At 65.6% G+C, this 17,627-nt stretch carries 21 protein-coding genes and 2 pseudogenes; 12 read left to right on the top strand and 11 right to left on the bottom strand.

Annotation, left to right across the window (positions count from 1 at the left end; all coding sequences use genetic code 11):
• Nucleotides 1-6 precede the first annotated feature (6 nt).
• Nucleotides 7-696 (bottom strand): hypothetical protein, encoded by a 690-nt coding sequence (locus AC1D2O_RS28300; RefSeq protein ID WP_478158266.1) that lies wholly within the window; start codon nucleotides 694-696, stop codon nucleotides 7-9.
• A 366-nt stretch (nucleotides 697-1,062) separates the two neighbouring features.
• Nucleotides 1,063-1,650 (bottom strand): hypothetical protein, encoded by a 588-nt coding sequence (locus AC1D2O_RS28295; RefSeq protein ID WP_477650416.1) that lies wholly within the window; start codon nucleotides 1,648-1,650, stop codon nucleotides 1,063-1,065.
• A gap of 109 nt (nucleotides 1,651-1,759) precedes the next feature.
• On the opposite strand from AC1D2O_RS28295, the gene AC1D2O_RS28290 reads away from it, so the two are divergent.
• Together AC1D2O_RS28290 and AC1D2O_RS28285 are read left to right on the top strand one after the other, a co-directional pair.
• Nucleotides 1,760-2,320 (top strand): NADPH-dependent FMN reductase, encoded by a 561-nt coding sequence (locus AC1D2O_RS28290; protein WP_477650417.1) that lies wholly within the window; start codon nucleotides 1,760-1,762, stop codon nucleotides 2,318-2,320.
• Nucleotides 2,244-3,068 carry a CC0125/CC1285 family lipoprotein gene (locus tag AC1D2O_RS28285; protein ID WP_478158265.1) on the top strand — a complete coding sequence of 275 codons (825 nt, stop codon included), beginning with the start codon at nucleotides 2,244-2,246 and terminating at the stop codon, nucleotides 3,066-3,068. Before AC1D2O_RS28290 ends, AC1D2O_RS28285 begins: the two co-directional genes overlap by 77 nt.
• Nucleotides 3,069-3,073: 5 nt before the next feature.
• On the opposite strand, the pseudogene AC1D2O_RS28280 reads toward AC1D2O_RS28285, so the two are convergent.
• Nucleotides 3,074-3,209, bottom strand: a pseudogene (locus AC1D2O_RS28280) (integrase); the annotation flags it as partial.
• Here AC1D2O_RS28280 and AC1D2O_RS28275 point away from each other — a divergent pair.
• Together AC1D2O_RS28275 and AC1D2O_RS28270 are read left to right on the top strand one after the other, a co-directional pair.
• Nucleotides 3,183-3,482 carry a hypothetical protein gene (locus AC1D2O_RS28275; protein ID WP_478158264.1) on the top strand — a complete coding sequence of 100 codons (300 nt, stop codon included), beginning with the start codon at nucleotides 3,183-3,185 and terminating at the stop codon, nucleotides 3,480-3,482. The pseudogene AC1D2O_RS28280 and the gene AC1D2O_RS28275 overlap by 27 nt on opposite strands.
• The gene (locus AC1D2O_RS28270; RefSeq protein ID WP_478158263.1) at nucleotides 3,479-3,988 is read left to right on the top strand and encodes a VOC family protein; all 510 of its coding nucleotides are present in this window, start codon (nucleotides 3,479-3,481) and stop codon (nucleotides 3,986-3,988) included. The genes AC1D2O_RS28275 and AC1D2O_RS28270 overlap by 4 nt, the downstream gene beginning before the upstream one ends.
• Before the next feature lie 26 nt (nucleotides 3,989-4,014).
• Here the strand turns inward: AC1D2O_RS28270 and AC1D2O_RS28265 are convergent, their stop codons facing one another.
• Complete coding sequence (locus tag AC1D2O_RS28265) at nucleotides 4,015-4,230, bottom strand: hypothetical protein (RefSeq protein ID WP_478158262.1); 216 nt, start codon at nucleotides 4,228-4,230, stop codon at nucleotides 4,015-4,017.
• 20 nt (nucleotides 4,231-4,250) lie between these two features.
• Entirely contained in the window at nucleotides 4,251-4,700 is a 450-nt protein-coding gene (locus AC1D2O_RS28260; RefSeq protein ID WP_478091943.1) for a hypothetical protein, read from the bottom strand.
• Nucleotides 4,701-5,378: 678 nt separating this feature from the next.
• Between AC1D2O_RS28260 and AC1D2O_RS28255 the strand changes: the two genes are divergently transcribed.
• Nucleotides 5,379-5,705, top strand: coding sequence for a hypothetical protein (locus AC1D2O_RS28255; protein WP_478091944.1), 327 nt, complete (start codon nucleotides 5,379-5,381; stop codon nucleotides 5,703-5,705).
• 70 nt (nucleotides 5,706-5,775) lie between these two features.
• Nucleotides 5,776-6,180, top strand: coding sequence for a DUF3224 domain-containing protein (locus AC1D2O_RS28250; RefSeq protein WP_478158261.1), 405 nt, complete (start codon nucleotides 5,776-5,778; stop codon nucleotides 6,178-6,180).
• Here the strand turns inward: AC1D2O_RS28250 and AC1D2O_RS28245 are convergent.
• Nucleotides 6,166-6,684 carry a winged helix-turn-helix transcriptional regulator gene (locus AC1D2O_RS28245; protein ID WP_478091948.1) on the bottom strand — a complete coding sequence of 173 codons (519 nt, stop codon included), beginning with the start codon at nucleotides 6,682-6,684 and terminating at the stop codon, nucleotides 6,166-6,168. The genes AC1D2O_RS28250 and AC1D2O_RS28245 overlap by 15 nt on opposite strands.
• Nucleotides 6,685-6,782: 98 nt before the next feature.
• Here AC1D2O_RS28245 and AC1D2O_RS28240 point away from each other — a divergent pair, with 98 nt between their 5' ends.
• Nucleotides 6,783-7,442 carry a glutathione S-transferase family protein gene (locus AC1D2O_RS28240; protein ID WP_478158260.1) on the top strand — a complete coding sequence of 220 codons (660 nt, stop codon included), beginning with the start codon at nucleotides 6,783-6,785 and terminating at the stop codon, nucleotides 7,440-7,442.
• A 26-nt stretch (nucleotides 7,443-7,468) separates the two neighbouring features.
• On the opposite strand, the gene AC1D2O_RS28235 is transcribed toward AC1D2O_RS28240, so the two are convergent.
• The gene (locus AC1D2O_RS28235; protein ID WP_478091955.1) at nucleotides 7,469-8,476 is read right to left on the bottom strand and encodes an AraC family transcriptional regulator; all 1,008 of its coding nucleotides are present in this window, start codon (nucleotides 8,474-8,476) and stop codon (nucleotides 7,469-7,471) included.
• 178 nt (nucleotides 8,477-8,654) lie between these two features.
• On the opposite strand from AC1D2O_RS28235, the gene AC1D2O_RS28230 reads away from it, so the two are divergent.
• The 5 genes and pseudogenes from AC1D2O_RS28230 to AC1D2O_RS28210 all read left to right on the top strand — a co-directional run bounded on the left by AC1D2O_RS28230 (nucleotide 8,655) and on the right by AC1D2O_RS28210 (nucleotide 13,749).
• The gene (locus AC1D2O_RS28230) at nucleotides 8,655-9,446 is read left to right on the top strand and encodes an SDR family oxidoreductase (RefSeq protein WP_478091951.1); all 792 of its coding nucleotides are present in this window, start codon (nucleotides 8,655-8,657) and stop codon (nucleotides 9,444-9,446) included.
• Nucleotides 9,447-9,465: 19 nt separating this feature from the next.
• On the top strand, nucleotides 9,466-10,704 hold the full coding sequence (locus AC1D2O_RS28225; protein WP_478091953.1) for a styrene monooxygenase/indole monooxygenase family protein: 1,239 nt from the start codon (nucleotides 9,466-9,468) through the stop codon (nucleotides 10,702-10,704).
• A 14-nt stretch (nucleotides 10,705-10,718) separates the two neighbouring features.
• Nucleotides 10,719-11,954: pseudogene (locus AC1D2O_RS28220) on the top strand (styrene monooxygenase/indole monooxygenase family protein); the annotation flags it as partial.
• Nucleotides 11,928-12,452, top strand: a complete 525-nt coding sequence (locus AC1D2O_RS28215) for a flavin reductase family protein (protein ID WP_478091193.1) — start codon at nucleotides 11,928-11,930, stop codon at nucleotides 12,450-12,452. The pseudogene AC1D2O_RS28220 and the gene AC1D2O_RS28215, both read left to right, overlap by 27 nt.
• A 46-nt stretch (nucleotides 12,453-12,498) precedes the next feature.
• Entirely contained in the window at nucleotides 12,499-13,749 is a 1,251-nt protein-coding gene (locus AC1D2O_RS28210) for a dienelactone hydrolase family protein (protein WP_478091192.1), read from the top strand.
• Between the two features lie 50 nt (nucleotides 13,750-13,799).
• Here the strand turns inward: AC1D2O_RS28210 and AC1D2O_RS28205 are convergent, their stop codons facing one another.
• Genes AC1D2O_RS28205 through gsiC form a run of 4 tightly spaced genes read right to left on the bottom strand, consistent with a single transcriptional unit; the run spans nucleotide 13,800 to nucleotide 17,556 of the window.
• The gene (locus tag AC1D2O_RS28205) at nucleotides 13,800-14,618 is read right to left on the bottom strand and encodes a M55 family metallopeptidase (protein WP_478091191.1); all 819 of its coding nucleotides are present in this window, start codon (nucleotides 14,616-14,618) and stop codon (nucleotides 13,800-13,802) included.
• Nucleotides 14,615-15,688, bottom strand: coding sequence for a P1 family peptidase (locus AC1D2O_RS28200; protein ID WP_478091190.1), 1,074 nt, complete (start codon nucleotides 15,686-15,688; stop codon nucleotides 14,615-14,617). Before AC1D2O_RS28200 ends, AC1D2O_RS28205 begins: the two co-directional genes overlap by 4 nt.
• Nucleotides 15,689-15,698: 10 nt before the next feature.
• On the bottom strand, nucleotides 15,699-16,625 hold the full coding sequence (gene gsiD, locus AC1D2O_RS28195) for a glutathione ABC transporter permease GsiD (RefSeq protein WP_478091189.1): 927 nt from the start codon (nucleotides 16,623-16,625) through the stop codon (nucleotides 15,699-15,701).
• 10 nt (nucleotides 16,626-16,635) lie between these two features.
• On the bottom strand, nucleotides 16,636-17,556 hold the full coding sequence (gene gsiC, locus AC1D2O_RS28190) for a glutathione ABC transporter permease GsiC (RefSeq protein WP_478091188.1): 921 nt from the start codon (nucleotides 17,554-17,556) through the stop codon (nucleotides 16,636-16,638).
• Nucleotides 17,557-17,627 lie beyond the last annotated feature (71 nt).

Below are 17,627 nucleotides of genomic sequence, written 5' to 3'. Positions count from 1 at the left end.
GCGTGATCAATGGGCCTCCCACCACTTTTGAGCCTTGTCGCGATCAAAGCCTGGAAGGATCGCCTTCGTAATCTTCGCGTCGGCTAAAGCTGGGAACTTCGAACGGAACACCGCTTCGTCGGACGCGAATTGGTCCGTGATCTCGACTTCAAACGAGCCCCCGGAGGCACCGGCAACAGCCTGATCCAGGAGCGGCAAGGAGGGGCCGGCCTTGAACTCTTCACCCTGACGTTCACGAACTGTTGCCGCAACATGCCCGAGGTAGTAGACCCCCGGCTCCTTCGACTCCAGGGGCGAGTGCATAGGAGCAAAGAAGAAACCGTTGATGGGGAACGAACTCGCCAAACTCGTTAGTCCACGAATTTCGTAGTGGCCTGGTTCAAGCTGCAAACGCAGCAAATAGGTGTTGCCGGACTCTGCCGAGCCCGTCTCGTTCTTGGCCTTCTCGTCCATGACGAAATTGAGCCGGTCGGCAGCCTCCTTTGCTTCGGGCTTCTCCACATTCACAACCAGCAATTTCGGCTGGAAGGAGGTCCGATATGTGTTCTTGATTGTTGCCGTCATGAGAAAAACTGGCTTGCTTTTCTCCGTCAGGCGATCGGCATCGTTCTGAAAAGGCATCTGCGTTCGAGTAGCACAGCCGGTCAACGCAAAAGCAAGGCAGATTGCCCCAAGTACTGGAAGTCGATCTTTCATCGAGAAGTATTCTGGTGATTGAGTAAGGAGGGGATGAGTCAGGCTACTGGCTCTGGCTGCGTGACTTTAGGCGCGCTCGTACCGACGGCCCCCGTCCCTTTTCAGTTTCTCGGACGTTCTGGGCAATTTGTCACGCGGCGCATTGTCGAACGAGCCGCTTGCTGTGGTTTTTTTCTTGCGGCAGCTGTATGGATGGAAACTGAGCGGCACGCCGGCAGGTTGATCTGAGTCGCCCTCTCTGCGATGAACTCGTGGTCGAAGGGGCGTAGTGGCGCAGGGGGGCGTTGGCTGGCATACGGCGGTCCGTCAGCGACCTTGATACGTGGATGACTGCCCCGTCGCCCCATCCGTCCCACTGCTCCCGGACTATGCGTTGTCCCCGACCTCATCCATGCCCCCGCGACTGTCATCGGCCGGGTTCGAGGCGACCGACTTGCTCGCATCCGACCACAAAGCGCTGGTGATGACGTAAACGGGACGTCGACTTTGATCACCGACGCAGCGATAGATCCCGTAGCGCCGCTTGCCGTGCTCTTCAAGACTATGAAGGTAGCCCGAAGCACTCAACACACGGCAGACCAAACCCAGGTCGAACCTTGTGAAGATCTCCTTCCTGAAGACTTCGGTATCGATCAAGTACTCCCGTTCGCTGCCGTCAAAGCGCTTGCGCCAACCTGCGCGGTTGTGAACGATCTTAGGCGTCGTCGGAGCGGCAGCGACTTCTCTTGCGTCGATTTCGACGAACCGCGAGTCTTCATGTCGCGAGATGAATGCGCGCAGCGTTTCGATAATCGTTCCTGACTCCGCGTTTGCCGAAGTTCCGCGAGCGGCTAGCCATTCGCCGAAGCAACGTTTGATCGCATCGTGAGCTTCCCCTGGCGACCGACCAGTCAAGCCCCACTTCGTCGCCGGTGCACCGGCGGCCGCCTTCAGGGCGAAACGCTCGGGAAGCATGGCCTGCGTGCAGGGCGTGCTTGACGGCGATCGAAACATGGCGGCGGGCCCGTCCGCCCTGCGCGTAGACTTGATGGGCAGCGGCCTGAGGGCATCCTAGACCTGGAACATGAAAATACTTGCGCTATCGGGGAGCCTGCGCGTGGCGTCCATCAACACTGCGTTGCTACGCGCCACCCGACGACTCGCTCCCGCTGGCATGACGGTGACTCTCTTCGAGGGCATCGGCGCACTGCCCTTGTTCAATCCTGATAGCGAATTGACGCCACCGATCAACGTCGAAGCATTTCGAGCTGCCGTTGCGGATGCTGACGCCCTGATCTTCGCCAGTCCGGAGTACGCCCATGGTGTAACCGGAGTCATCAAGAATGCGCTCGATTGGCTCGTGAGCTTTGAGCAATTTGCGGCAAAACCTGTCGCCGTCTTCAACGCCTCCCCTAGAGCTCACCATGCTGATGACGCTCTCCGAGAAACGTTGCGAACGATGGCTGCGGTCATTGTTGAGCCTGCGTCAATCACTTTGCCCTTGCTGGGATCAAAGCTGGATGAAGACGGAATGGTGTCTACGATGCCAGTGGCGGCATGCATCCGGGATGCGCTTGCCGCTCTTGCCGAAAGAGTTTCCCAGGTCGAAGGAGGAGTTGAGAACGCTGCATTTTCGGTTCGATGACGGGCAGCAGACGGAGATCGTTTCAAGCGCTCAAGCTCGTCGTGGGCGACGACGAAAAACAACTGGAAGCGTTATGCGACCTCATCTGATACAAGCTTCCGTAGTCCTTTGCCTCTCGGCATGGTTGAGCGCCTGCTCGACGCCCCCATCGACTCCGTATGCGCCGGTGCGCGATGGACATGGGCCATTCGGTTACTCGTCGGAAGCGATGGGAGATCAGTTGTTCCGCGTCGAATTCTGGGGATCGGCCAAGACACCCGTTCGAACAGCCAAGGCCTTCGCACTCTTTCGTGCGGCTGAGCTGGCCAACTCGCTCAACATGGCGGCCTTTACGGTGGAGCAGGGTCCGATCGACCGTTCGGTGTTGGAGGGGACGGACACCTTCTCCGTCAATGAATGGATAGCACCAGAGCTCGCATCCCAGGGAGCCGTACCTTCGGTTCAGATGCGCCGGATCCAAACCGCGACGATCTTGGTGCCGATCTATATCGAGACTCCTGAAGCCCGCGACGCGCGCACGGCTTCAAAGCTGGTGATCCTGCGCGTACGCATGCACCCAGTGCGAGTCGAGTCGGAGGATCCCCGAGTGTTCGTTACCGAGGACGTGTTGCGCCGCTTGGGACCTCGAATACTGCGCGGCCAGTCCACATGGGCGCAAGGTTCGCTCAGAACAGAAACTCATGAAGGGCAGGCCGGCTCGGAGCAAGTCGAAGGTCTGCAAAGGGCTGCACAGGTGATCTTCAGCTGACCACGTTAACTTGCTCTGGTGACCGCGAACGTCGCCCAATCCTGCATGAGCCTGTACTCGCTTCTCCAAGAGGTCGCCGCGCCGGTAGGCTGCCTCGACTTTGGAGCCGACCGCGTGAGCGAGCGCCATCTCTGCCACTTCGACTTCATGAACTCCACGCGGCTCGGTAGGCTGATCACCTTGCTATACGCGTCGTGGAGCTTGTCGATGCCTTTCTCTTCGGGCGCTGCCATGTACTCGCCGAGCTTTCGGAACACTTCGGCGCCGCTCGTCGCGGCCTCGAGTTCGCCAATCAGCGTTCAATGGGCCGGGTTGACCCTCTTGCGGGTGGCGGGCCTAAAGCTCATCGTGTTCGCCCGCTGCTGCAGGTTTTCCGCCGACGAGAAACCTAGAACCGAGGAGCGCTTGCCATGATCCGCAAACTGCACCACAACGCCTACCGCTGCCGCGATTCCGAACAGACTCGCGCCTTCTATGAGAACTTCCTGGGCCTGCCCCTGGTCGGCACCCTGGAGATCCGCGAGACCAAGACCGGCCGCGCGACCCAGGTGCTGCATACCTTCTATCGGCTCGATGACGGCTCACACCTGGCCTTCTTCGAGGCGCCCGACATGCCCTTCGACTTCAAGCCCCAGCATGACTTCGATCTGCACATTGCGCTGGAGGTCGACGCGCCGGTGCTGGCCGACATGTTGGCAAAGGGCAAGTCGCAGAGCATCGAGACGCGCGGTGTTTCGAACCACGGTTTCATCGACTCCATCTACTTCCGTGATCCCAACGGCTACGTGATCGAGTTGTGCGCCAAGCGTGCCGGCCACGATGCCTTGATGGACCCGGCGACCAATGGCGCGCGCGACGCGCTGCAGCGTTGGACGGCCGCCAAGGCGAAGGGGTCGTCCGGCGGAGCCGGACGTAGCTGAGCGCAGGGAACCCGCATGGATTCGGATCACCAGATTCGCCAGAACGGACGGCGGCGCGAAGGCGACGATTCGAGTGGGGCGCTCAGCGTGGTGGCAACACCGAAGCGTCGGCGCACCTCGACCTCGTGAAGCCGAGCACGCTTGCCCGACTCGGAATGACCGCGCAAAGCCAGCAGGCGCAGCTGATGGGCTCGGTTGAGCAGCTCTTCATTTTCGAGATTTCCTGGCTCTGTCATGTTCATTCCTCCTGCTCGCCAGTTTTTTACTTGCCCATCCCGAATCGCTGAAAGAGTGCCGTCTTCAGCCGCTTGATCTCCACCATCGCATCCGATTTGGGGGCCTGCTGCCCCGACAAGACTGCGGCGGCTTCAGCTGCGGCGTCCCTGGCAACGCGGGCATCCAGCGAGCATCGAACCAGTTGGCGCTTCCGATCCCTTGGGTCCACAGTCGCAAAATCCTTCATGAGCGCTTCTGCAACATCCAGCGCTGCAACCGCCGCGGACAGTGTCAGATGGATGCCAGCGCGCACGCGATTCCCGTAGTCGGTCTCTTCCTTCACGTTCGACTCTTTCTCCTGTTCGTCGGGAGAAAGCACGCCGATGTTGGTGGGAGCGAAGTACGGAACAGCCTGGACGCCATGCTCGCGCGCCGAGATGACCTGCTGTAGCGCAACTCTGACCCTCACAACTGTTTCGAGGTCTGGGGTTTGCATGGCCGTTCTCACCTTCCTTCTCATTCACCCTCTAGGGCAGGATCTGAAAGTACGAGCGCCGTGCGGTACGGCGCGCCCCGCGGTCTTGGCATCCGCAGCCAGCTTCTCCCATGGGTTCGCGCTCGAGGCGGGTTCTTCAACGGGCATCGCGCGACTCGTGGCGGCTGCGGGGATGCGGGACCTTTGGCCGAATGTAGCCGGGACGGAGGCGCTACCCGGAGACAGCCGAAGGAAAACCGGAGGGTCGTGGCTTAGTTCCGCTTTTGAGCCGGGTCACGGCCCTCGGCGGCGCGACCCAAGCAACCCAACGAAAGCCTTTCCAGATTGAACTCCGGAGTCTTCTGGTGGCTGCTGGGGGGCTCGTGCTCATCGTTGAGCGAAAGTGGCGACGGCCGCCGGCATCGAGGAACCGCCCTCCATGGGCGGGTGCCGAAGCGTCCTCTACCAGCGCCAGCGGACCATCTGCCCTCAGCCTACACCTTGATTGTGATGGTTGCGTGACGCTCGCGTCCGCCACTGCGCTGGCCGCGGTCTTTTTTCACATCCGCTCGAACTTGCGGCAAGCGTCGAAGGCGCTCCGCTCCTGCCGCGTCCTGTTGCCGAGATACCGCCGAGAGTTCGATCTCGCGTGTTTGCGCACATTGCCCTACGATTCGCCCAAGCAACGAGGAGTCGACGATGCGTCTGATCGTTTGTTCATTTGCCGCGATCGCACTGCTTGCAGGATGCGCAGCACCGGACACGCCGATGGCCGAGTACGGCCCGCAAGCTGTGGCCGGCGTCGCGCCCGCGCCAGCTGCCCCGGTTCCCTACGTGCGTGCATCCAGGCCCACCGGCCGGGACACCTACAACGCCGAGAAGCTCGCCAAGAACCGGGCCTGCGCCGCCCAGCCCTTGGCAAGCCTCACTGCCAAGGGCCCCGGCTTCGAGACCTACAGCGTGCCCTGCAGCGACGGCCGCGCGATCGCGATCCGGTGCGAGTTCGGCAACTGCAGGGTGCTCTAGTAATTTCTTCCAAACCTGAAGGGGCGGCCTGCGTGCCCAACTGGGTGAATCGTGCGCTCAAGAAATCTCCATGACCAAAATCGCCAAAGGTACGTTCGTCGTCTCACTCCAATCCATGCCGTTCGAAGGTGAGGACGCCGAGCCGAAGCTGCTGGGCCGCATGTCGATCAACAAGCGGATCTCCGGTGATCTTGAAGCCACCACCCAGGGACAGATGCTGAGCGCAGGGACGAGCATCAAGGGTTCGGCTGGCTACGTGGCCATCGAGAGGGTCACCGGCGTTCTGGCGGGAAAACGCGGCTCGTTCGTGCTGCAGCACACGGGCATCATGAGCCGCGGCGTCCCCTCCCTGTCCGTGACCGTCGTTCCCGACTCTGGAACGCAAGAACTGACCGGTATCGAGGGCGAGTTCAAGATCGTGATCGCAGAGGGCACGCACTTCTACGAGTTTGCTTATCGCCTACCCGGCAACTGAAAGCCCGACGATCGGAGCAGGGCGCGCGAGTGCCTTCTCGTAGGCGGCCTGCAACTCGCTGAACACCGAGCGCGCCGGACGCGGTGCGCCGAGGTGCAGGTGGCGCAGCTCGTCCATGAAGGCATTCCAAAGGGGAGCGCCGCCCTTTTCCAGCAGCTCCGCGCGCACCGACAGTTCCTTGCTCGGACGCGTGTGCCGGCGGCCCCATGCGCCCATGTGCGCGAGCAGGGGCAGGAGCTGAATGGACGATTCCGTGAGGCTGTAGATCCCCTTCTGCCGGTGGTTCGGATCGGGGCGTCGCGTCAGCAGGCCGGAGTCGGTCAAGCGCTTCAGCCGGTCTGCGAGGATGTTCGAGGCGATGCCTTCCTCGCTCTGCGCAAGCAGTTCGCCATAGCTGCGCCTGTTCCCGAACATGAGGTCGCGGATGACGATCAGGCTCCAGCGGTCGCCGAGCTGTTCGAGCGTCAGGTTGATCGGGCAGCCTGATCGTCCTGTTTGCGTCACGGCGACTCTCCTTGGATTAGTACTTGCATTATGCAAGTGGCATGAGTAGGATTCGACCACTTGCACAATACAAGTAGTATGAACAAGGAGATTCCACCATGTCGCTCGCGCTCTACGGCCATCCCTTCTCCTCGTACACGCAGAAAGTGCTCATCGCGCTGTATGAGAACGGCACGTCCTTCGAATTCCGCTGCCTCGGGCCGGATACGCCGGAGCATTCGGCCGAGTGGCTGCGCCGTTGGCCGCTGCGCAAGTTCCCGCTGCTGGTGGACGACGATCGCAGCGTCGTCGAGACCAGCATCATCATCGAGTACCTGCAGCTCGCGCATCCCGGGCCGGTGCGCCTTCTGCCTGCGGATCCGATGGCCGCGCTGGACGTGCGCTTTCTCGACCGCTTCTTCGACCTGCATGTCATGAACGTGGTGCAGCATGCGGTCGGCGGTGCGCTGACGGGCGACCCGGTGAAGCGCCAGGAAGGATTGGCGTTTGCCGCGGAAAAGCTGGAACTCGCCTACGCCTGGCTCGAAGGGCAGCTGGCCGGCAGGACCTGGGCCGCCGGTGCGGACTTCACGCTGGCGGACTGCGCGGCCGCGCCCTCGCTGTTCTACGCCGACTGGACGCACCGGATTTCCGAGGCGTATCCGGTGCTGCGCGCCTACCGCGCGCGCTTGCTTGCCCGTCCGTCCTTCGCCCGGGCGGTGGAGGAGGCACGGCCACTGCGGCCGCTCTTCCCCCTGGGAGCGCCGGACCGGGATTGAGGCGCGCTGCTGAATTCAGTGGGTCGTCAGCAGCCCCGCGATCCCCGCGTCTCCGACGGCCGCTCCCCAAACCGCGCGCGGTACTGCGCCGCGAAGTGCCCCAGGTGCAGAAACCCGTACTTCTGCGCCACCTCGCGCACACCGCTCCCGGCGACGCTGGCGGACGCCAATAGTTCGGCCCGCACCTTGTCGAGCCGGAGTTCGCGCAGGAACTCCATCGGCCCCTGGCCCGCATGCTGGCGAAACGCCAGTTGCAGGGCGCGCGCGCTGCAGCCGACCTCGCGGCACACGTCGGCCAGCGACAGCGGCTGCTCAGCATGCGCCGCCATGTACTCCTGTGCCTTGCGGACCACGCGCGGCAGCAGGCTGCGCTGCGCTTCGCCGGCCAGGGCGCGCGAATAGCTGTGGCCAGCCGACAGGAGCAGGCTCGACATCAGGTACTCCTCGGCATGCTCGGCGAGGCGGCCGCCGGACTGCAGCGCGTTGCCGGCGTCGAGCGTGAGCCGCAGGTAGTCGATGAAGTGCACCAGCGGCGCCAGCGCGGGGTTGTCCAGCGGCACGCCGAGGTCGAACACCAGGTGCTGCCGCACGGGCGCCTGCAGCAGGGATTCGAGCCGCGAGAGCAGCGCCGAACGGGCCAGCCGCACGATCAGGTGCGGACTGTCGTCGGCCCAGCGCATCGACAGCGGCTCGGTGGGCGAGGGCAGAGACGCGAGGGTGGGGGTCGCATCCACCTGCTGCGCGCCGCAGCGGATCTCGGCGCCGCCGCGCAACGGAATTTGCAACAAAAAGAAATCCTGCAGGTAGCCGGGGTCGATCTGCACGCCCGGGCCGTACTGCACGTAATTGAGGCTCACATCCCGATACAGGCGCGCGCTGTGGTGGCAAGCGTCGAGCTCGGTGCGAGGCCGCAGCATGACCAGGCCGTGCGGGCAGAACACGCGGGCCACGCTCTCGCGCGCCTCGTCCATGTCGTGGCTCTCGAACAGTCGGTAGCGCTGCAGCGGCAGCCGTGAGGTCGTGGCGGTTTCCATCGGGTCGGTCACCGTAGCAAAATCCATCCCCGCCCACAATTCGGGCCAGCCCTTTGATGAAAGCTGCGCGCCAGGGACAGCGCCTGCGTTTCCGGGATCCGCCAGCGCCCCGCTTGCCCCTAACGTTCGCCCCACAGGCCAACCCGGCCTGCCCGATCAACCGAGGAGAGCAAACGTCATGTTCAAGGGACTCGAAGGCAAGAGCGCCATCGTCACCGGTGGCTCCACACTGATAGGCGCCGGCGTGGTGCGTGCGTTGCATGCGGCCGGCGTCAAGGTCGTCATCGCCGACATCGACGCCGACCACGGCCAGCCGCTGGCGGATTCGCTCGGCGCCGGCGTGCGCTTCGTGCGCACCGACATCACCGACGACGCCCAGGTGCAGGCGTGCGTGGCGGAAGCGGCCGCGCGGCACGGTGGCGTGCACTTCCTGGTCAACCTGGCCTGCTCCTACGTGGACGACGGCTTCAAGTCGCCGCGCGCCGACTGGCTCACCTCGTTCAACGTCAACGTGGCGAGCGCCGTGGCCATGCTGCAGGCCGTGCATCCGCACATGGTCGCGGCCGGAGGCGGGGCGGTGGTCAATTTCACGAGCATCTCGTCGCGCGTGGCGCAGACGGGGCGCTGGCTCTATCCGGTGAGCAAGGCCGCGATGGCGCAGCTCACCCGCAACATGGCGATGGACCTGGCGCCGGACCGCATCCGCGTCAACAGCGTGTCGCCGGGCTGGACCTGGTCGGCGGTGATGGACCGGCTCAGCGGCGGCGACCGGGCCAAGACCGACCGCGTGGCCGCGCCCTTCCATCTGCTCGGGCGTGTCGGCGATCCGGACGAAGTGGCGCAGGTGGTGCTGTTCCTGTGTTCGGACCATGCCAGTTTCGTGACCGGCTCCGATTACGCGGTGGACGGCGGTTACTCCGCCATGGGCCCCGAGCAGGCCGTGCCCGCCATTCCCAAGTTGATGGACTAACCAGATCAAGGAGCAAGCAATGAAACGCATCGCCATCGTCGGCGCGGGCCAGTCGGGCCTGCAATTGGGGCTCGGCCTGCTCGCGGCAGGCTACGAGGTCACGCTGTTCAGCAACCGGACGGGGGAGGACATCCGCCGCGGCAAGGTCATGTCGAGCCAGTGCATGTTCCACACCTCGCTGCAGATCGAGCGCGACCTGGGCCTGGACCAGTGGGGGCGCGATTGCCCCACGGTGGACGGCATCGGGCTGGCCGTGCCCCATCCCGAGCTGAAGGGCGCCAAGGCCATCGACTGGGCCGCGCGGCTGAATTCGAGCGCGCAGTCGGTCGACCAGCGCGTGAAGATCCCGGCCTGGATGGACGCGTTCCAGAAGAAGGGCGGCGAACTCATCCTCAAGGACGCGGGCATCGACGAGCTGGAGGCCTGCACCCAGAGCCACGACCTCACGCTGGTCGCCAGCGGCAAGGGCGAGATCTCGAAGCTCTTCGAGCGCGACGCCCACAAGTCCACCTACGACCAGCCGCAGCGCGCACTGGCACTGACCTACGTGAACGGAATGACGCCGCGCGAGCCGTTCTCCGCCGTGTGCTTCAACCTCATCCCCGGCGTGGGCGAGTACTTCGTGTTCCCGGCGCTGACCACCACGGGGCCCTGCGAGATCATGGTGTTCGAAGGCGTGCCCGGCGGCCCGATGGACTGCTGGGCCGACGTGAAGACCCCGCAGGAGCACCTCGCGCGCAGCAAGTGGATCCTCGACACCTTCACGCCCTGGGAGGCCGAGCGCTGCCGCGACGTCGAACTGACCGACGACAACGGCATCCTCGCGGGCCGCTTCGCGCCGACGGTGCGCAAGCCGGTGGCGACCTTGCCTTCCGGGCGCAAGGTGCTGGGCCTGGCCGACGTGGTGGTGCTGAACGACCCGATCACAGGCCAAGGCTCCAACAACGCGGCCAAGTGCGCCGACACCTACCTGAAGAGCATCCTCGCGCGCGGCGACGGTGTGGCCGATGCGGCCTGGATGCAGCAGACCTTCGACCGCTACTGGTTCGGCTATGCGCAGTGGGTCGCGCAGTGGACCAACATGCTGCTCGCGCCGCCGCCGCCCCATGTGCTCAAGCTGCTGGGGAGCGCCGGCGCGATCCCGCCGCTGGCCAGCGCCATCGCCAACGGCTTCGACGATCCGCGCACCTTCTTCCCGTGGTTCGTCGACCCCGCGGAGGCCGACCGCTACATCGAAACCTGCGCCGCCGTCGCTTAAGGCCGAGGCATCGTATGAAGCGACGCGTGGCCATCGTCGGCGCCGGACAGTCCGGCATGCAGCTCGCGCTCGGCCTGCAGCGCGCGGGCCACGAGGTGACGGTGTTCTCGAACCGTACCGGGCAGGAAATCTTCGAGGGCCCGGTGATGTCCAGCCAGTGCATGTTCGAGACCGCGCTGCAGACCGAGCGCGAGCTGGCGCTGGACTGGTGGGCGGCCGAATGTCCCTCCGTGGAGGGCATCGGCATGGTGGTGCGCAGCCCGGAGGGCAGCAAGGCCATCGAATGGAGCGCGAAGCTCGACGGGCCCGCGCAGTCGGTTGACCAGCGGCTCAAGATCCCCGCCTGGATGGCGGAGTTCGAGCAGCGCGGCGGCCGGCTGGTGGTGCAGGACGTGGGGTTGGCCGAGCTGGAAGCCTGCGCGGCAACGCACGAGCTCGTGGTCGTCGCCAGCGGCAAGGGCGAGATCTCGCAATTGTTCGAGCGCGACGCGGAACGCTCGCCGTTCCACCAGCCCCAGCGCGCCCTGGCGCTCACCTATGTGAAGGGCATGAAGCCCGCCCTGCCGTATGCGCGGGTGTGCTTCAACCTGATCCCCGGCGTGGGCGAATACTTCGTGTTCCCGGCGCTGACCACCACGGGGCCGTGCGAGATCATGGTGTTCGAAGGCGTGCCCGGCGGCCCGATGGATTGCTGGGCCGACGTGAAGACGCCGCAGGAGCACCTGGCGCGCAGCAAGTGGATCCTCGACACCTTCCTGCCCTGGGAAGCCGAGCGCTGCGGCGACATCGCGCTGACCGACGACCACGGCATCCTGGCGGGGCGCTTCGCACCGACGGTGCGCAAGCCCATAGCCACGTTGCCCTCGGGCCGCCGCGTGCTGGGCCTGGCCGACGCGGTGGTGCTCAACGACCCGATCACCGGCCAGGGCTCCAACAACGCGGCCAAGTCCGCCGACATCTACCTGAAGCGGATCCTCGAACACGGCGATGCGCCGTTCGACGCCGGGTGGATGCAGCAGACCTTCGACCGCTACTGGGAAGGCTATGCCCGCTGGGCCACCGACTGGACCAACAGCCTGCTCGCGCCGCCGAAGCCGCACGTGCAGAAGCTGCTGCAGAGCGCCACCCACACGCCCGCGGTCGCCAGCACCCTCGTCAACGGCTTCGACGACCCGCGTGGCTTCGCGCCCTGGTGGTTCGATGCCGTCGAGGCCGACCGCTTTCTGGAGGCCAAGGCGCGCGAGGCGGCGGCCGACCGCTTCGACCGGCGCGACTTCCGCAAGGCGCTCGGCCAGTTCACCACCGGCGTGACCGTCATTACGACCCGGGCCCTCGACGGCCGCCGCGTGGGCATGACCGCCAACTCGTTCTCGTCGGTCTCGCTGGACCCGCCGCTGGTGCTGTGGAGCCTGGCCCGGCAGGCGCCGAGCGTGGCCGACTTCACCGGCGCCAGCCATTTCGCGATCAACGTGCTGGCGGCGCACCAGCATCACCTGTCGCGACAGTTCTCGACGCCGCAGGCCGACAAGTTCGGCGGCGTGGACTGCTGCGACGGAACCGCTGGCGTGCCCCTGCTGAATGGCGTCATCGCTCGCTTCACCTGCCGCAACGTGCGACAGTACGACGGCGGCGACCACCTCATCTTCATCGGCGAGGTCGAGCGCTACGATCGCTTCGACGGCGAGCCGCTGGTCTTTCATTCGGGCTACTACCAGGTGACGACGCGACATCCGGAATGCGTGCCATGAGCGCGCGGCCCGCACCCCCATCGACCCATTGAACGGAGCACATCACATGCAGGACAAGACAGCCACCTCCCCGCGCCACATCCGCATCGAGGCCACCGACGGCAGCGGAAGCTTCAACGGCTACCTCGCCGTGCCGCGCTCGGGCAGCGGGCCCGGCCTGGTGCTCGCGCAGGAAATCTTCGGCGTGAACCAGACCATGCGCGACGTGGCCGACTACTACGCCGAGGAAGGCTACGTCGTGCTCGTGCCCGACCTGTTCTGGCGCCAGCAGCCCGATGTCGAGCTCGGCTATTCGCCGGACGACTGGCAGCGTGCCTTTGCGCTCTACCAGGGCTTCGACGAGGCCCGCGGCATGGAGGACATGCAGGCCTCGATCACCGCGTTGCGCGGGCGGCCCGAAGTGCAGGACGCCAAGGTCGGCGTGCTCGGCTTCTGCCTGGGCGGCAAGCTGGCCTACCTGGCGGCCTGCCGCACCGATGCGGACGTGGCCGTCGGCTACTACGGCGTGGGCATCGACGCCGCGCTGGATGAGGCCGACCGCATCCGCTGCCGGCTCGCGCTGCATGTGGCGGAGCTCGACGGCTTCTGCCCGCCCGAGGCACGCGAGCGCATCGTGAATGCGCTGCGCGGCCGGCCGAACGTCGAGGTGCATGTGTACCCCGGTGTCGACCATGCGTTTGCGCGGGTGGGCGGCGAGCACTACCACCGGGCCTCGGCGCTGATGGCGCACGAGCGCAGCATCGCCGCGCTGAAGAGCGCCATCGGCCCGCACTACGACCTGGCCGCGCTGTGGGACAAGCACTGCGAGTACGAGTTTGCGACGCGCAACGTCGACGACACGATGGGCACGATGGTGGCCGAGCCCTACGTCAACCACATCCCGACCATGACCGGCGGCGTGGGCTACAAGGCGCTGCACCACTTCTACTCGAACCACTTCGTCAACAGCAATCCGCCCGATACCTCGCTGGTGCCGATCTCGCGCACCGTGGGCGCGTCGCAGGTGGTCGACGAGATGCTGTTCTGCTTCACGCACACCACCGAGATTCCGTGGATGCTGCCGGGTGTGGCGCCGACGGGCAAGCGGGTCGAGATACCGCTGCTGGCGGTGGTCAAGTTCCGCGGCGACAAGCTCTACCACGAGCACATCTACTGGGACCAGGCCAGTGTGCTGGTGCAGATCGGGCTGCTCGATGCGGCGCGGCTGCCGGTGGCCGGCGTGGAGACGGCGCGCAAGCTGCTGGACGAGACGCTGCCATCGAACACCTTGATGGACAGGCAGCGCCCTGAATCCTAGATCGGGGCACGAAACAGGTGCAGTTCGTCATTCCCCATGACCAGACGCGATCAGCGCAGCATCGACGACATGGCTGAACAGCAGTTCAGCATGCGCACCGCCGCTTCCACCGTGTCGGCGGTGAAACGCAGGGTGGCGCCGTCGAGGCGCTCGAACGCGGGCCACTGGCAGAACAGGTCGGCCAGCGAAGGCGACTGGGTGCGCAGCGTGACCACCTGCGGTCCCTTGAAGACCAGTGGGCTGGCATGGGAGCGCGCAGCCAGCGCCTGCGCCACGCCGGCACGGATCGCCTGGCGCGACTGTTCGGGCGAGAGCGACACGCCGCTGTGGAAGCCCGTGGCCCGCTTGGTCTGCACGAAAGTGGCATGCGGAAAGATCGGCCGGTTCTCGGCGATGAACACATCGTCCCCGCTGCCCATCACGACCGGCACGCCGTATTCGCCGGCCAAGGCGCCGTAGAGCCCGGCCTCGCCCAGCTCCTGATCGGCCAGCCAGATGCCGGCAAAGGCAAAGCTGTTGATCGTGTGCGCGAGGATGCCGCGTCCCTGGGCGCGCGAGTGGTAGCCGACCATGCAGACCGCGTCCACGCCTTCCTCGACGCCCGCCACCATGCTCAGGTAGCGCGGCTTGCCCTGCACGACGCGGGCGCGTGGGTCGAGCACGTCGGGCGGCATGTTGCGAAAGCCGCCGTGCGAGTCGTTGACCAGCACCTCGGTGGCGCCGGCGTCGAAGGCGCCGGCGATCGCGGCATTGGCTTCCTGCGTCATCAGCAGGCGGGCGCGTTCGAACTCCGGGTTGCCGGGGCGGGTCTGCTCCGAGTGGTAGACGCCTGCGACGCCTTCGATGTCGGTGGAGATCAGGACTTTCATGTGGGAACGCGCAATTGCGCGAAGGAGGAAAGGCAAGAGGGAGGCAGCAGCTCGCCGAGTGCCGCCCGGTGGTTGCCATCGCGGCCCGTCACGGGCGTGGCGCGCCAGAGCGCGTGCAGGATGGCCTGCTCCGTGCTGTCGGCTGCCGCCTGGAAGAGGCCGTCCAGCAACCCGTCATGCACCATCGCCATGGCCGGCATCGGGCGATCGACCCGGTCCGGCACCGTGTAGGCGGTGGAGAAGGCCAGCACGATGTCGCCGCTGCCATGGCCGAAGACCGAACCGGTGCGCGCCAGCCCGGCGCCCGCGCGCAGCGCCAGCCGGCGCAACTGACGCGCATCGAGCGGCGCATCGGTGGCGACGACGATGATGATCGAGCCCTTTTCCGGTTCTTCGGGCACAGCCGGACTTTGCGCCGCCAGTCGTTCGCCGACCGCGTGACCGGCAAGCACCATCTGCGGCTGGCGCCCGTAGTTGGCCAGTACCAGCGCGCCCACCGTGTGCAGCCCGCCATCGGCTGCCGACACGCGCCGCGAGGCGCTGCCGATGCCACCCTTGAGCTGAAAGCTCGACATGCCGCGTCCGGCGCCGACCGAGCCTTGCGCGAATTCGTCATCGGCGCTGGCCAGTGCGTGCAGGTAGTCGGCTTCGGTGACCGCCAACCGCTGGATGTCGTTGAGAAAACCGTCGTTGCACTCGAAGACCAGCGGATTGACCGTGGGCAGCGACCGGCCGCTCTCGGGATTGGCTGCCACGCAATGGCGGATCTGCGCCGTGGCCACCGTGCCGACCGAGAAGGTGTTGGTCAGCGCAATCGGCGTCTCCAGCACGCCGAGCTCGGCCAGCTGCACCAGGCCCACGCTCTTGCCGAAGCCGTTGAGCACCACGGCGGCCGCCGGCACCTTGTCGCGGAACGGATCGCCGGCGTGCGGCCGCACGACCGTTACGCCGGTCTGCACGTCGCCGTCGTCCAGCGTCTGATGACCGACCGTGACGCCTTCGACGTCGGTGATGGCGTTGCGCGCGCCCTGGAGCAGGTTGCCGATGCGGGGCAGGGGAGTGGATGACATGAAGAAAGAACTACTGCCGGTCGATCTTCGGATCGAGCGCATCGCGCAGTGCGTCGCCCAGCAGGTTGAAGGCCAGCACGGTGAAGAAGATGGCCAGACTCGGGAACAGCGCCACATGCGGCGAGGTGACCATGTCGGCGCGGGCCTCGTTGAGCATCGCGCCCCACTCGGGCGTCGGCGGCTGCGCCCCCATGCCGAGGAACGACAGGCTGGCGGCCGTGATGATCGAGGTGCCCACGCGCATCGAGAAGTACACGACGATCGACGAGATGGTGCCTGGCAGGATGTGCCGCACGATGATGGTCCAGTCCGACGCGCCGATGCTGCGCTCGGCCTCGATGTAGGTCTGCTGCTTCAGCACCAGCGTGTTGCCGCGCACGAGGCGCGCGAAGGCCGGCACGCTGAACACCGACACCGCCACCACCACGTTGGTCATGCTGCTGCCCAGGATGGCGACAACGCCCAGCGCCAGCAGGATGCCGGGGAAGGCGAACAGCACGTCCGAGATGCGCATCACGATGCGGTCCCACCAGCCTTCGTAGTAGCCCGCGAGCAGGCCGAAGGCCGTGCCGATGAAGCCGCCCACCAGCACCGACAGGAAGCCGGCGGCCAGCGAGATGCGCGTGCCCATCAGGATGCGGCTGAAGATATCGCGCCCCAGCGGGTCGACGCCGAACCAGTGCGTGGCCGAAGGCCCGCTGTTCAGCATGTCGTAGTCGAAGAAGTTCTCCGCGTCGAAGGGCGCGACCCACGGTGCGAACACCGCGATGAACACCAGCAGCAGGACGAAGATCGCCGCGACGATGCCCACGGGCTGCTTCTTGAAGCGGCGCCAGCATTCGCCCCAGGGCGTGCGGACCTTGCCCGCGCTTTGCACCGCGGCGACGGGGGAGAGAGGAACGATGGATTCGGCAGGCACGCCGATAGCTTGCGTCATGGCTGCTTGCTCACTTGTAGCGGATGGTGGGGTTGATGAAGCCATAGAGCACATCGACCACCAGGTTGATCAGGATGAATTCGAGCGAGAACAGCAGCACCAGCGTCTGGATGACCGGGTAGTCGCGCATCTGCACGGCATCGACCAGCAGGCGGCCGAGGCCGGGCCAGTTGAAGACCGCCTCGACCAGGATCGAGCCGCCCAGGAGAAAGCCGAACTGCAGGCCCATCATCGTGACGACCGGAATCAGCGCGTTGCGCAGGCAGTGCTTGATGATGACGGTGCGCTCGCGCACGCCCTTGGCGCGCGCGGTGCGCACGAAGTCTTCCTGGATCACCTCGACAAAAGACGCGCGCGTGAAGCGCGCCATCACGGCGGCCACCGCCGCACCCAGCGTGATCGAGGGCAGGATGTAGTGCTGCCAGGTGGCGGCGCCCACCGTGGGCAGCCAGCCGAGCTGGACCGAGAAGATCTGCATCAGCAGCATGCCGAGTGCAAATGCAGGAAAGGAGATGCCCGACACGGCCAGCGTCATGCCCAGCCGGTCGGGCCATTGGTTGCGGAACACGGCAGAGACGATGCCGATGCCCATGCCGAAAATCACCGCCCACGTCATGCTGGTGATGGTCAGCATCACCGTCGGGAAGAAGCGCTCGGCGATCTCCGTCGACACCGGCCGCCGCGTGCGGATCGAGGTGCCGAAGTCGCCTTGCAGCATGCGGGTGAAGAAGCTCGCGAACTGCTGAGGCAGCGGCTTGTCGAGGCCCAGGTCCTGGCGCACCACGGCCACGGTCTGCTCGTCGGCGTCCTGGCCGGCGGCAAGGCGCGCCGGGTCGCCGGGCAGCATGTGGACGAACAGGAACACCAGCACCGCCACGATGAGCAGTGTGGGGATCAGGCCCAACAGTCGTTTGAGAAAGTAATTCAGCATGGGGTGCGGGTGTCGCGAGCGGGCGGCAGCAAGCGTTGCCGCCCACCGGACAGTCAGTCAGAGAACGAAGG

It is taken from the genome of Variovorax sp. P1_G12 (assembly GCF_056405555.1).
The sequence above is the reverse complement of the archived record's forward strand: the minus strand, read 5'-3'. Positions and strand labels throughout refer to the sequence as shown.